Here is a 14581-nt window from a genome sequence, read left to right as displayed (position 1 = left end):
CACGATACCCCCACTGGCCCCAACAAGCCAACTTCGACAATCTGCCTCTCAGCGTTCACGTTCCATATCTGGTCTCCTTGAAAGGGGTTTCAAAGAGTCAGTTGGAACGCGAACGTTCAACTCTGCAACCTGCTAGCAACGGAATAATGCTGCCCGCAGGGGACAGGGTGTTGCGCTGGCAGCTCTGCTGGATATTGGTGTTAGCTTCGATCCACACGCAGCGTTAGCTCAAATCCAGGCTCAGCAGGTAGTCGTCGAGCGCTTTTTGTCGCTCGTTGATTTGCTTGTTCAGTTGGTCGATCTGGGCGTGAGCTTTTTCGACCTGGTCTTCCTGCTCGCTGAATTTCTTTACGTAGCGGGCGTATAGATCGTTGTTGCGGTCCAGCCGTGACATGTTCTCGCGGATCCTAGTTTGCTCTTGCGTGATAACCGCGATTATTTGCTCTTGCTCTTGCCGCTGAGTGACCAGCAATTGCAGCTCTTGCTTGCGCTTGACGACCTCGGCCAGTGCCTTCTTTACCCCGTCGGACACGGCTGTCGAGTGCTGATAGTACACGATCATGTCATCTGGAAGGTTCCCGAGCACCATTTGTTGGGATACTGTTTGTTCTTCGACGATTTTCAGCGTCGCCGGCTTGCCGGGCTCGGCAGTGACAGCGAAGCGGTACATGTCACGCGTCTTCTCGGTGGGTTCCTTGGGCTCGATCAGTTTCCAGTTCGCATCGAAAGGATATTCGATGAGCACCGACTTGCCGTGCTTGCCCGAGTTCTTCACGGTGTAGGTCTGGGTGCGCTCGTACTTGCGCGTCGAGGTAAGCGTTCCCTTGGCGATTTTTACGCTCGTCAACTGCTCGGGGGAAGATTTCGCCTCGGGCACGACCTCGATATCCAGGTCTAGCGCGTAGCTGATTAATCGCTCGCTGCCGGGAGGCAGATCCTCGATCCGTGCATCGCCGGCATAGGTGCCGTCGTCGAACACCGTGACGGGTCCCTGCATCAGGTGCAGTTCGGTCGTGTTCTTCAACCGCAGGCCATTGAGTGGATGCTTCGGCTGCACGTTGGCGTTGTAGATCGATAGCTTTTCGCCCTGCACGGCGCCGTTGACGATCGGCAACATGGCTGATTGCTGACGCGACAGGCTGACGGGCGATTCAATTCTGTACTGAAACAACTCGCCAACGTCTGCTCCCGCGGCGGCCGTGGCAATGCCACGTGAGAGATTTAGCTGATTGTTAAGCTGAACAACCTCGGACTCGACCTCGGCCTGTGCAGCGGGCGCTGGGGCGCTGATAACGAGACCTCCGGCCCTCCCTTGACTCGCCAATTGTTTGTCTGCCCTCGGACCATTGCGGAACATCGGTGCCATTGCGAAGTCGCTCGCGTTCGCGTCCATATTCTGACCATAAACCTGCGGCCGCAACGAGCCGAAAAGTTCGCTTTCAACCACGGGCCGGTTGACGTACAGCGGTTGATACAGATTCATCACAAAGGAAATCGGCCGGCCGCTGACGAGCGTCAGATTGACGTCCTGCCAGTCTTCTTCCGAAGTGTTCTCGACCAAGGCCCAGCCTTGCAAGAAGGGCGGCTTTTTATCGGACAGCACAAGGCGATATGTTGTGCGCCAGATGGGGGATTGCTGGATATAGCCGACGCGAACGGGCCGCTTGCCTTCGCCTTCGAAATTGACCGAAACGGTTTTCTTGTCAGTAGCGTGTCCCAAGGCGAGCACGTTTAGCGCCTGGCGCAGCTCGGTGTCGAGCTTTGCGTCGGTGAGCTTGATGCGGCTGATCGACGCCATCGGGAAGCTGCGCAGGCCCGTTTCGGTGAGCAGGTTCAAGAACTCGGTCTTAACGACACGGTCCTTATCACCGACTTGCTGCTCGCGCGTTTCGACACCCAGGATGGTGCCCGTCACGCGATTGGGCGCTTCGATTTCAACTTTCTCGCCGCGCACCTGGTCTAGCAGGTTGGCCATCGTCGGGTTGTTGGTCAGGTCGATGGCGAAGGTCTTGAGCGTCTTGGTGATCGGGTCGATCGAGGCGTAGGTAACCGTCGAAATCTTGCCGCCCCCCAGGTCTTGTAAGACCATGCTCTTCAACAGGTCGTTGATTTCGGTAGAGTTAAACTTCAGGTCGACCTTGGCGTTGCCCTCGATGTCGGCGCGGCGTTCGAAGAAGCCGACGCCTGCGTTGTAGAGGACAACTCGCTTGACGGGCAGAGCGGCGGCCTCGGGCTCTTCGGCCCGAGCGTCGAATGCCCACTGCGCGATCGAGAGGCTGGTCAAGAAAAGGCCCGCTCGCAAGGCACGACAAAACACGCTACGTACGATCATCTGTAGATTCCTTTGGAAGGAAGAATTCTCTCGATGTGCGAATCATCGCTCTCCGCGCGGTGCGGAGAGCCTGCTTGTGAAAAGCTCACGCGATTTTGACTTCTCGCGTGCGACGACTTGCCAGCGATGCTGCCCACGCTTCACGCCGGAACCGGCGATGCGATGTTGCTAGGGTAAAACGCTCGCGGTCCGGTTGCCCTCAAGTCTAGCCTTTTGATGCGCGCCGTCGCGGTAAAGTTCCCGGTGAATATTGCTGTGTTTGAACGGGATGTTTCGGCACCCTGGCACGGACAGGCCGGTTTGGTACGATTGGCCCGGCAGAGTCGCCGAAATTTTACTTGCTACGCACCCCGCAGAAGAGAGGTCGCGCAATGGTTCTCACTCCCAGTACGATGCTTCCCCTGGGCACCAAGGCTCCCGATTTTTCGCTGCCGGATCCGAGCGGCAAGAAGGTGTCGCTCGCAGATTTCGCCGGCAAGCCGGCCCTGTTGGTGGTGTTCATGTGCAATCATTGCCCTTACGTGAAGCACGTGGCGGCAGGGCTCGCCCAACTGGCGAAGGATTACCAGGCTAAGGGAGCGGCGGTTGTGGGCATCAGCTCGAACGACATCCAGAACCACCCCGACGATGCACCCGCCAAGATGGCAGACGAAGCGAAGCTGCGCGGCTACACCTTCCCGTATCTTTTCGACGAGTCACAGTCCGTGGCCAAGGCGTATCGCGCGGCCTGCACGCCTGATTTTTACGTCTTTGATCGCGATCAGAAGCTCGCTTATCGTGGCCAGATGGATGCCAGCCGGCCCGACAGCGGCATTCCAGTGACGGGTAACGATCTGCGCGCCGCGCTCGATGCGGTGCTCGCTGGTAAGGCGGCGGCCGACGATCAAAAGCCCAGCATCGGGTGCAACATCAAATGGTCGGCGAACAATGCGCCGGACTATTTCAAGTAGAGCGCTGGCCGAACTGCGCCGTTCGGGCGCCGTGCTTTGCGTCGACGACTTGGCGTGGCGCCCCTCACCCTGCCCTCTCCCGGAGGGATAGGGGTTATAGGCACGCCGATTCTGGCGATTAGCTGCGACGTTTTTCGGCGTCGTCGTTTTCTTCTTCGGCCGCGACTTCGCGCTGAATTGCTGGGCCGAGCCACCAGCCCCAGACCAGGTAGTGGACGCCCACGATCATGAAGAGTCCGCCCCCGACGGCCACGGCGAGGCCGATGGTGCCGAGCGACAAGACATAGAGCGCGACCAAAGATACGACGATCAGGCCGATCGTCAGCGTGGCGGCGAGCAGCGAGTGCCAAGCCCGTGGCTTTTCGTCAGACATGCATCACGTCGCGAACCGCTTGCCCCAAAGAGTTCATTCCGATCACATCCAGCGTGGCCTGGGGAATTCGCCCTGGGCGATCGTTAATCGATGAATTCAGGTTCGATCTTCTTCGGGATCACTCCGGCGGCATGCCCGCGGGCGAGCAGTTCCCGCACCGCCTTCCGGCCGCGCGGTCCGAAATCGAGCGTCCAATCGTTGACGTACATGCCCACGAACGTGTCGGCCTTGCTTCGATCGAGGTCACGACCGTATTGCAGCGCGTAATCGAGCGCTTCCTGCCGATGTTCCAGGCCGTAGCGAATGCTCTCTTTCAGCAGCCGGTTCACGTCACGCATCACGTCGGGGCCGAGGTCCTTGCGAATCGCATTCGCTCCCAGCGGCAATGGCAGCTCGGTTTCGTCGTGCCACCACTGTCCTAGATCGACTAGCAATTGGAGCTTTCGCTCGCCGTAGGTGAGCTGCCCTTCGTGAATGATTAGCCCGGCGTCGATCGGCTTGCCCTGATACTCGCCCGCCTCGACGGCATCCAGAATCTGGTCGAAGGGGACGACGACATGCTTGAAATCGCGCGCCAGGCACATCCGCAGCGCTAAATAGGCCGTGGTGAGCGTGCCGGGCACCGCGATGGTCTTGTCGCGCAAGGCGTCAAGCGACTGTTTCTCTTTCGCCACGACCATAGGTCCGTAGCGATCCCCCATGCTGGCGCCGCAGGGGCAGAGAGCGTAAATATCGGTCAGATAGGCATAGCCGTGCAGGCTGACCGCAGTCAGTTCGAGTTCGCCGGAGAAAGCGCGGCGATTCAGCGTCTCGATATCGACCAGCTCGTGGCGGAACTCGTACTCGCCCGTGTCGATCTTGTCGTTCGCCAGGGCATGGAACATGAACGCATCATCCGGGTCGGGGCTATGCCCTACGCGGATCAGATGTTTGGTCATCGTCACGAGTTTTCTCTCCGCAGCGAACTGCTTTCAACTTGTTTGGTCATTGGCCTGAATGATAAGAGTCCTGCGAAGGCTCGTCAATTTGCCGCGATTCACGGCTCATTGCGGTTTCCGCCGGCCTGGTGCGCGCGAAGTCGCGGTGACAGCGGCTTGCGCGACATCTCGTACGCGCGCCTCGTTGCGATTAGAGAAACCGCAATCGTACGCGGGGAATAACGGGCGAGGAGCGACGAGCGCCGGCCGCGACGGTGGCAGAAGCCGTGGAAGCAGCAGAGTCGGCCACCAATTACGGCGTACCGATGGCCCCGGTCGGCAAGGGGGGAGCCGGCGGCAGTTGAATGGGGCCGGCCGGCGCACCTGGCGGAATCCCCATATCTCGCCCCGGAAGCGCACCAGGTCCTGGGCCGGCCGCTATGACAACCGTGCCGGTTTGCGCCGGGGGATTCGAGACTGGCGCCATGAAGGCCGTGCGTTGTACGCCTCCGCCAGCACTGCCTAGCGGGGCCGAACCGCCCGCTTGAACGATGGCACGCGGCTCATTAATCCCGACGGGCCCCGTCGGAGGCGCCACGGCGACGCCCGGCATAGGCATCGCACCGACTGGAGCGGGGCCGATCGGCGCGGGCATGCCACGAAGCGGCGAAGTGCTTGCGCTATCGGTCATTGGCATGCGCAGGCTGTTGCCCCCTTCTGGTAGCGACACGGGGGAACGATTCGGCAGCCCGGCGCCGTTAACGTTGCCGGGCTGCGGGCCTGGGCCCGGCAAGTCCGAGTCGTTGACACCTGGCATTGCCGGACCAGGCGACGGCAAACTGTTGGGCGGCAATACTTCCCCAGACGGCGAGGCACTCGGCGGCGGTACGACTTCGGCCGGTCCGGAGCCCATGGGGGGCGTCGGCAGGACGTTACCGTTTCCTTCGGTAACCACGGCCGGCGGAAATTGATGCTGCGGATAGACGCCTCGATCGGTGAGCGGCCCTTGCGGCAGAATGTAGCTGAAGCGTGTGGGCCGCGACCGCAACGAATCACGCTTCTCCGCGTCGTGATACGCTTTGTGCGGCCAGGGACCTTCGGCCATATTGATGCCGTTGTTCTCGAGCAGCGTGTTGCTCTCGAACATCACATTCTTGACCGAGAGCGTGTATTCGACCATCGAACGTGCGTAACGGCTGTCGGCGTCGGCCAGCCGGCGCTGCGATTCGACCAGGTCCAAAAGCGAAGCAGTGTCGGCTTCGAAAGCCGCCTCGACGGCCGCCATCTGTTGCGCCGCGGCGACGCGGCGATTGTAATTCGTCTGCGCCACGATGTACGACCGATCGACGTCGCCGACCGAGTTGCTCAGGTCGTGGACGACTTGCAGTTCCATCTCGCGAAGAATCGCGCGTTCACGCGCCAAAACAAGTTGGGCATTCCGCACCGCCGCGTGTCCTTGACGGAAACCGAGCGGCATGTTGAATTGCGCCCCCATCTGCCATTCCTGGAACTGACCGCCGAACAACGTCTGGTAGGCGTTGTCAAATTCCGGATTGTCACCGTAGTTCAACAAATTGTGACCGAAGCCGCGCCAACGATAGAGGGCTTCGGCGTCCAAACGTGGCAGCAAGAAGTTTTGCGCGGCGACGAGCTCTAGCTCGCGGCGTTTGACGAAGGCTCGTTGCCGCCGGAGTTCGGCGCGCCGGCTGAGCGCTTCTTGCGTGAGCTGGTCCCAATCGAAGGCGACCCTCGCTTGCAGCGGCTCTTCGGCCGGGCGGATCAGACGCGGATCATTGGGCGGCAGGCCCATCGTCAGCCGCAGCCGGCGCTCGGTGACGTATACGCCGGGATTGGCGCGGAACGTGCCGCCGCTTGATCCGTTGTTGGTGCGCGTGCCGTCGAAGAGCCGACCGGTCAACGCATCCTCGACTTCGGCCTGGAAGAAATAGTACTGGTCGCGGGCTTGCGCTTCCTTGTCCGCTTCGCCGCCGCGGCGGCCGGTCACGTACAGGGCGTGAATCCGCCGCCAGGTTTCCAGCGCGCTGTCGCGCGCCACGATCTTTGCGTGCAGATCCCGATAGGCGAAGTACAAATCCCAGTAAGCGTTCTCGACGTTGCTGATGAGATTGCGAACGCCGACTTCGAAATCCGCCAGGCTGATGTCCGTATTGACCCTCGCGATCAACACGCCGTTGGCCTGACCGATCGTTCCGTTGGGTCCTGCGATGCGGTTGTAGAGGACGCCAGCGCCCTGCAAGAGGGGTTGCCGCACTTCGGCCTCGATGTTCGTATCCCACGAGTGCGGGAATAAGTTGGCCGGGGCGTTATTCGCGTCGTAGATCGTGTTATGACGTAAGAAGTACGTACCGCCGGTGGCGGCGGTCTTCGACAACTGGACCTGGTACTGATTCAAATCCTGTTGAAACAGACGCGTACCACCGCCGAAGAACGAGTTGTTCAACGCGCGATGATTGTTTTGCCAATTGCCGGTGGCTGACAGATCAGCATCGAATTGCGAGAGCGCTGCTTCGACACCGGTGTTCGGATCGGTTTCGGTGATGGCCGGATTTTGAATCGTCCGCACGATTTGCGGATTCACGAGTACTTGCCCGCCGAGGTCGCGTAACACCGGCGAATTCACGAGCGCCAGCTTCAACGCTTCTTCCAGCTTCAGGTCCCAGTACTGCGGCGGTCCGTCACGAATCACATGCGGCGCGAACGAGCTAAAGTCGTCCTTACGCTCGGGGACCGGCTCGTTGGGATACTCCATTTCCAGGGCCACGTTCTTGTAGTGCGCGGCCTGCTGGAGCGAAGGGTCGTTGACGGGCTTCGGCGTCCGCAACGAGCATCCGGGCCCTAGAATCAGCAGAAGCACGCTCGCGGATGCTAGCAGCGGGGTGGTGGGCGCCATGGCCCCGCGCGGCGGCGCAGCGGAGCGCGCACCCGTGCTAGGGCGTCTCCGCTGATGGCTCGCTGCTTGGTGCCCGCTGTTTCGCAAGACGTTCGTCGCCCTGGAGATAGGATCTGCCCGCAACCAAATTGGCGGCGGTCTCGTATATCAACGCATCCGCGTCAGGCCGGCGCAACCTGAGCGCATGGGGCGCAAGGCACCGCCGGTTGGCATATAGATCGGCGGCCGCAGAGTTTTCCCAAACTCTTTTTTCCACATAACCGGAAAGTTCCGCGCGAAGTCCACCAGTCGGCCGTTCCGGCGGGCTGCTAGCAGCATGACTTCGAGGGTGCGGCGATATACTGGGAAGAATGACAGCAGAACCGCTGCCGAAGGAAATTGCGACCACTACGTCGACCTGGCAACATCTGGACGATTTGATCGAAGAGATCGTCGCCCTGGTGCATGCCCGGCTCGCTCCGCGCGAGTTCTGGCGTCAGTTGCTCGATCGCAGCGTTCGCGCTCTCGCGGCCGAAGGGGGAGCGGTTTGGATACGTCGCGGCGAGGAGACCTTCGCGCTCGATTGCCAGATCCATTCGGATCGCTCTCCGTGGGAAGGCGGTGCGGACGCGGCGCGACGCCATGCCCGGTTGGTCGCGCATGTGGGCGAAACGAAGTTGGCTTTGGCGCTTCCGCCGCACAGTGGTTCGTCAGGCGATGCCAGCACAGACAATCCGACGGCGCTCAGTCTGCTGTTGTCACCTGTCGTTTCAGATGACCAGGCGGTGGCCGTGATCGAGATCCTGGCACGCCCCGCAGGTGCGCCCGCGGCCACGGAAGGGCATTTGCGGTTTCTGTCGGCCGTCTGCGAAGTGGCGGCGGATTACGATCGCTTTCGTCAGTTGCATGAACTGCGCGAACATGCCAGCACACGTGGCCAGTTCGACCAATTCACACGCGCGGTGCATGGTCGGCTCGACGTGCGGCACGTGGCGTACACCTTGGCCAACGAAGGACGCGCGATTATCGGTTGCGATCGGGCCAGCGTGGCAATCGTGCGCGGGCGGAAAGCCCGGCTGCTAAGCGTCTCGGGGGTCGACACGCTGAACCGCCGCGCGGCCAGCGTGAGACATCTCGAGGCTTTGATCGGTGCCGTCGTTACCGGTGACGAACCGCTGTGGTATCCCGAAGATGCGGCGCAATTGCCGCCGCAGATCGAACAAGTCCTGGAGCGTTATCTCGACGAGTCGCACGCCCGGCAGTTGGTTGTTCTGCCGCTGCGCGAAGCGGTTGATGAGACGAATCGAGATTCTGCGCAGCCAGCCATCGGGGCGCTAGTGTGCGAATATTTCACCCCGCCCAGCGCCGTTCAACACACGAAATTGCAAACCGAGGCCGTCGCGGCACAGGGGACGGTCGCCCTGGCCAACGCCCTGGAATACGAGGGTGTACCGCTGGTTCGCCTATGGCGGGCCGTGGGGCAATCGCGACGGCTGGTACGCGGCCGGCAGTTGCCCAAGACCCTTCTGGGCCTCGCAGCGGCAGCTTCATTGATGACTGCCTTGGTATTTGTCGAAATCGACTTCAACGTCGAGGCGCGCGGTGAGCTCGTGCCGCGGCAGCGTCGCGACGTTTTCGCAACGGTCGACGGCGTCATTGCCGAGATTCGCGTGGCTCATGGCGACACCGTAAGCCAGGGGCAAGAGCTGCTGGTGCTACGGCGCCCGCAACTCGACCTCGAGCGAGCCCGGGTGCTGGGCGAGCTACAAACCGCTCGGAAACGCCTGTCCGCACTACAGGCGATGCGCTTCAGCGGGGCGACGGCCTCTTCGGAAGCGCGCGAACAATATCAGCAGCGCACTGCCGAGGAAGAAGAAATCAAGGAACAGCTCGCGAGCCTGCAAGAGCAGGTCACGTTGCTCGACGAACAGCAGGCCGAGTTGATCGTGCGCAGCCCGATCGCTGGTCAGATTCTTACCTGGGACGTCGAACAATTGCTTGCGTCTCGCCCCGTCCAGCGTGGGCAAATGTTGTTGAGCGTCGGCGATTCGAACGGACCGTGGGAACTCGAATTACGTGTGGACGACGACCGTATCGGACATGTACTTGAAGCCCGCCATGACAAGCTCGTGCCGGTGGACGTTTCGTTCCGCCTGGCGATGGACCCCGATCATACATTCGATGCGCAGGTGCGCGACGTCGCCTTGAATACTGACGTGCTGGAGAATGCCGGGCCGCAGGTATTAGTCACGGCCGACGTCGACCGCGACGCGCTGCCTCGGCTGCGTCCCGGCGCGAGTGTATTAGCGAACATTCATTGCGGTCGTCGATCGATTGGATTCGTCTGGTTGCACGATCTGTGGGATGCGGCGCGTACCCGGATCTTCTTCTAGTTTGTCCTTCTCACGCCGCGGCGCGAGGGAGATTTGGCATGCATTGGCTTCTGACGCTTAGCTTGCTGGCGGTGAACGCACTGGCTGCGCCCGCCGACGAATCGATCGAGTTGGATCAGGCCCTGGTCACGCTGATTGAACAAGTCGAAGTCCCGGCGCGCGAGGCGGGCGTACTGGCGGCCGTCGAAGTGCGCGAGGGGCAACTGGTCACGGTTGGCGAATCGCTCGCCCGCCTGGACGATACGCAAGCGCAACTGACGAAGAAGAAGGCCGAGATCGAGCTGGACGTAGCTCGCAGCGAAGCCACGAACGACGTCGATGTGCGTTTTGCCGAGAAATCGACCGAGGTAACCCGTGCGGAGTTGAAACGGGCCAGCGAGTCGATGGAAAAGTACAAAAAGAGCGTCTCGGCAACGGAACTCGATCGCCTGCGCCTGGAAGCCGAGCGCGCGGCATTGCAGGTCGAGCAAGCGCAACAAGAACTGAAGGTGGCCGCGTTTACTGAGCGGCTTAAGCAGAACGAAGTCGACTACGCGGCCTGGACGCTCGAGCGGTTGCGCGTCAAATCGCCGCTCGATGGCATGGTCGTCGAGGTCAAGCAGCGGCCCGGCGAATGGGTCGAGCCAGGCGAAACGATGTTCCGTATCGTGCGCATCGATCGATTGCGCGTCGAGGCATTTCTGGATGCGCAGCACGTGGGAGGTTCGCTCGTCGGCCGTGACGTGACGCTGGCGATCGAACCGCGCCGAGGTGAGTCGCTTGATTACAGCGGAAAAATCGTTTTCGTCAGCCCCGAGGTCGATCCGGTCAACGGCCAGATACGCGTGTGGGCCGAGGTGGAAAATCGCGGCGGTCAGTTGCGCCCGGGCGTTCACGGCAAGCTCACGATTGCCCCGCCGCCGATGGACGCTCCGAAACCGGCTGTGGCCGAATGATGCCGTCCAGTTTGCCGCTGAAACTATTCATCCTCACGCGATAAGTCTATCTCGCGATGGCAACCCTCGCTCGACAATCTGCAGCCTCGGCCGGACGTGCGCTCAGTGTGCGCATGCGGTCGGATCTGGTTGTCGTGCCGCAGATCGCCGCGGGGCGCAAGAGTTGGGCCGTAAAGGATCCTGTGGCGCTTGCGTACTTTCGTTTGCGCGACGAAGAGCTAGCGGTGCTCGAAATGCTCGACGGGCAGGCAACCCCGGCAGAGATTATTTCCCGCTTCGAACGTCGCTTCGCACCGCGGCGTCTGACGCCCGAAGCACTGCAAGCGTTTCTCGCGCGGTTGCACCGTGACGGATTGGTTCTGTCCGATGCGGCAGGGCAAGGGGAGCAGCTTCTCGACCGTTCGCAACAAGCCAGACGCCGGAAACGATTGTTGGGCCTGGCGAATTTGTTGGCGGTTCGGTTGCCCGGGTTGAATCCGACGCCGCTACTAAATCTGCTCAGTCCGCTGGCGAGCGTGTTGTTTTCTCGTGCGGCGGTCGTGGCGAGTCTGTCGCTGGTGGTCGTTGTCGCGACGCTCGTGGCAACACATTTCGCGCGTTTTGCCGCACGACTTCCTGAATGGCAGGGCTTCCTGACGCCGCGAAACGCCGTGCTGGCAGTCGTCGCGATTTCGCTGGTCAAGGTTTTGCACGAGCTGGGTCACGCGCTAGCCTGTCGGCGATTCGGCGGCGAATGCACGGAAATCGGCCCGATGTTGCTGGTATTTGCTCCCTGTCTGTATTGCGACGTTTCGGACTCGTGGATGTTCGCGAGCAAGTGGCGCCGCGCGGCGGTTGCCGCGGCAGGGATTTATGTCGAGATTGTGCTGGCCGCGGTTGCCGCCTGTCTGTGGTGGGGAAGCGAGCCGGGGCTGTTCAGCGCCTTGTGCATGAACGTGATGTTCGTTGGTTCGATCAATACGTTGTTGTTTAACGGCAATCCGCTGCTGCGCTACGACGGCTACTACGTACTCTCGGACCTGGTCGAGATTCCGAACCTGGCCGAAGAATCAGCCACGGCCTTGCGCAACCTGTCTTCTCGCGTGGTATTGGGGCAGCGTCCGCGCGCTCGGTCGAGTTGGAACTTCGAGCGACGCTTATTTTTGCTCGCTTATGGGATCGCGTCCGCCATTTATCGATTCGTGCTGGTGGCGCTGTTGTTGTGGTTTTGCTACCGTGCGATGGTTCCGTATCGCCTCGAGACGTTGGCTGTACTCCTGGCAGTCAGCGTGCTGGGGGGCATGATTGCCGGCCCGCTATGGCGCGGAATTCGTTTCGCGCGAACGCCGACCACTGGTACCAAAGTGCCTCGCGGCCGATTATTTGCCGCGTCGGCAATTATCGTTGGATTCTTTGCTGCGCTGGCTCTAGTGCCGCTGCCGGTGCGCGTCACGGCGCCGGTCGTCATCGAGGCTGAGGATGCGCAGCGGGTTTATGTTTCCGAGCCTGGTACGCTGGTTTCGAGTGTCCGCGCTGGGCAGGAAGTGCAGGCCGGCGACACGCTGGCCACGCTCGCGAGTCCCGATTTGGACTTGGAAATCACGCGCCTGACCGGTCAGCGCAATCGGCAACGAGCCCGGCTGGCAAGCCTCGAAAAGCGGCGAGGGCAGGACCGCGCCGCCGCGGCCGAAATCCCCACGGCGCGCGAAGCGCTTGCTGATCTGGACGAGCGTCTGGCCACACGTGAAAGCGATCGCTCACGGCTGATTCTGAAGACTCCCATTGCGGGCACGGTATTGCAGCCCGACTGGAGTGCTTTGCCCGTCTCGCGCGATGCTTTGCCGACATGGCGAGGCACACCGCTACGGCCGGAAAATCAGGGGGCGCATTTCGAAACCGGCACGCTGCTATGCCTGATCGGCGATCCGCGTCGTACGGTCGCCGTGGCGATCGTCGATCAAGCGGACGTCGATCGGATTGCGGTCGGAGAGCGGGTCGATGTGAAGATCGACGAGGCCGCCGGTTTGGTTGTTCCAGGCACGGTTGTGGAAATCGCGGAAGTCGATGTCGACGTGGCGCCCCGCCCGCTCGCGAAAAGTGGGGATTTGCCCAGCCGTACCGACGCATCGGGCGTCACGCGGCCGCTGACGGCCTCGTATCAGGTTCGCATTTCGCTCGACGCTGGTGATCGGACGATTCTACTGGGCGCGCCGGGTCGCGTGCGCATCCATTGTCCGGCCGAATCGATCATGGCGAGGGCGCGGCGCTGGCTGCGCGGCTCGTTTCATTTTTCGATCTAGCCTGCAAGTCGGCCGGTCGAATGTGCGCGCTTACGCAATCATTGTGACGCGAGGCGCTCGTAGCGGCGCGCTACGGGATCAAGAAGCACAGGCCCGTGATAAAGGCCGTCTCGACCAGCATGGCGTCAAGTCGCACTTCGGGCCAGTTGATCTGATACGGTGCGCGACTGCCGGGGCGATAATAGCCCAACGAGTAGACGTGCTCGCGCGGCGGATGCACGACCATCATGTAGGGGAGCAAGGGGATCTTGACGAAGAACTGCGCCCCCGAGATCCAGAACTGACTAATGCCCCAATCGTACCCGTAGCGTTCCAGGTTCGGCTGCTCGAAGTAGAGCGGCCGATTGAAAAATGCCGGCGATTCCCACATGTAGGAATAGTCGAGCGGTGCGCGTTGGAACTCCGAGGTGCCGAATTCTTTTTCCAACGTCTTGGTCGGATTCACTTCGCGCGGGACCTGTCCTTCCTTGGGCGCGATGTTGATCGTCAGCGATCCAATGGGGCGGAGCGTGTAATCGCCATAGTTGGGCGGCGAGACCTGCTGTCCTAAAGGAGTGCCTGGCGCGATGCCCTCGGTCGGCGGGGGTAGCGGCACCGGTTGCACGACGGGCGCGCGCGGCGCATCCGGCTGCCGTACCAGTGCCGCGGTTCGTTGCACGGCCTGTGGCGGCAGTTGCGGTGCAGGGGGCGAGAATCGTGCCGCAGGCAGAGGCGCCCCCACGGGCTCGACGGCCGACAGTCGCAAGACCGAGCCGGCCGGCACGATTCGCGTCGACGGAGCGAATTGTACTCCGGGCGAAGGAGCAGGCTGCGCCGCTCGGGAAGACGCGAATTGCACTCCCGGCGACTGCGCGAATTGCGCTCCTGTTGAAGGAGCAAATTGCACGGTCCCTGGCATCTCGGCGGCAACCGCTGCCGACACGACCAGCACGCATGAGGCGGCAATTGCCACCACCATCGGCCAGCGCCGGAACACGACGACCGGGCCGCGCATCGCTCTTGCGAGGCGTGTCCGCGATTCGGCTACAGGCTTTGAGGCGTCTGGAGGCATGGTGGTAACGTGTGCGAGTCGTGAAGGGTGTAGGGGTTTTATCGTCCAACTCCCATGCTGGGCTGAATTCCGGTTCTCGCGATCCGAAGCTGCGCAGTTTTCGCAAACCCTCTAGCCTGCATTGGGTTGCTGCGACAGGCTGTCCAAGGACGTGGCGCCAATGACGACTTTCGTCCCCCGGGTGGAGGTGTGCTCATACGTTCCGATTTATCCGTGCAACTGAAAACACGGATCGTGCAAAAAGTCTGGCAGCCAAGCATGTTACGGCGACAAAATCGTTGACAGCTTCGACGATTCGTCCTGATAATCGAGGTCTATGCCGCGCGGCATACGGGCAGGGCTGGCCAGACGGCGCGAGGGCTGCGAAATCAACTTCCGCGCGGCAACCGTACATAAGCGCTACGGAACATCGTTGCGGCATGGCGGTGCCGGGCGAGAGGCCTTCTGAGGCAGTGGGGCTT

Annotated in this window: 9 protein-coding genes; 4 read left to right on the top strand and 5 right to left on the bottom strand. The window is 61.5% G+C overall.

What is annotated here, in order from left to right; translation table 11 throughout:
- Positions 1 to 223: 223 nt before the first annotated feature.
- A complete protein-coding gene (locus VGN12_05440; GenBank protein ID HEY4308876.1) occupies positions 224 to 2332 on the bottom strand; it encodes a DUF4139 domain-containing protein in 2109 nt (702 codons plus the stop codon).
- Positions 2333 to 2703: 371 nt separating this feature from the next.
- On the opposite strand from VGN12_05440, the gene VGN12_05435 reads away from it, so the two are divergent.
- Positions 2704 to 3282 (top strand): thioredoxin family protein, encoded by a 579-nt coding sequence (locus VGN12_05435; protein HEY4308875.1) that lies wholly within the window; start codon positions 2704 to 2706, stop codon positions 3280 to 3282.
- A gap of 118 nt (positions 3283 to 3400) precedes the next feature.
- Here VGN12_05435 and VGN12_05430 read toward each other — a convergent pair whose 3' ends face one another.
- From VGN12_05430 to VGN12_05420, 3 genes are all read right to left on the bottom strand, one after another.
- Positions 3401 to 3655: a hypothetical protein gene (locus tag VGN12_05430; GenBank protein ID HEY4308874.1), complete on the bottom strand. Its 255-nt coding sequence runs from the start codon at positions 3653 to 3655 to the stop codon at positions 3401 to 3403.
- An 83-nt stretch (positions 3656 to 3738) separates the two neighbouring features.
- On the bottom strand, positions 3739 to 4593 hold the full coding sequence (locus VGN12_05425; GenBank protein ID HEY4308873.1) for an MqnA/MqnD/SBP family protein: 855 nt from the start codon (positions 4591 to 4593) through the stop codon (positions 3739 to 3741).
- A gap of 292 nt (positions 4594 to 4885) precedes the next feature.
- On the bottom strand, positions 4886 to 7483 hold the full coding sequence (locus VGN12_05420) for a TolC family protein (protein ID HEY4308872.1): 2598 nt from the start codon (positions 7481 to 7483) through the stop codon (positions 4886 to 4888).
- Positions 7484 to 7833: 350 nt separating this feature from the next.
- Between VGN12_05420 and VGN12_05415 the strand changes: the two genes are divergently transcribed.
- From VGN12_05415 to VGN12_05405, 3 genes are all read left to right on the top strand, one after another.
- A complete protein-coding gene (locus tag VGN12_05415) occupies positions 7834 to 9855 on the top strand; it encodes an HlyD family efflux transporter periplasmic adaptor subunit (GenBank protein ID HEY4308871.1) in 2022 nt (673 codons plus the stop codon).
- A gap of 38 nt (positions 9856 to 9893) precedes the next feature.
- Positions 9894 to 10790 carry an HlyD family efflux transporter periplasmic adaptor subunit gene (locus tag VGN12_05410; GenBank protein HEY4308870.1) on the top strand — a complete coding sequence of 299 codons (897 nt, stop codon included), beginning with the start codon at positions 9894 to 9896 and terminating at the stop codon, positions 10788 to 10790.
- Between the two features lie 113 nt (positions 10791 to 10903).
- Positions 10904 to 13069 carry an HlyD family efflux transporter periplasmic adaptor subunit gene (locus VGN12_05405; GenBank protein ID HEY4308869.1) on the top strand — a complete coding sequence of 722 codons (2166 nt, stop codon included), beginning with the start codon at positions 10904 to 10906 and terminating at the stop codon, positions 13067 to 13069.
- A 70-nt stretch (positions 13070 to 13139) separates the two neighbouring features.
- Here the strand turns inward: VGN12_05405 and VGN12_05400 are convergent, their stop codons facing one another.
- A complete protein-coding gene (locus VGN12_05400; protein ID HEY4308868.1) occupies positions 13140 to 14027 on the bottom strand; it encodes a hypothetical protein in 888 nt (295 codons plus the stop codon).
- Positions 14028 to 14581: the final 554 nt, after the last annotated feature.

The organism is Pirellulales bacterium (genome assembly GCA_036499395.1).
Lineage (GTDB): Bacteria > Planctomycetota > Planctomycetia > Pirellulales > JACPPG01 > JACPPG01.
This window is presented reverse-complemented; position numbering and strand designations above follow the sequence as displayed.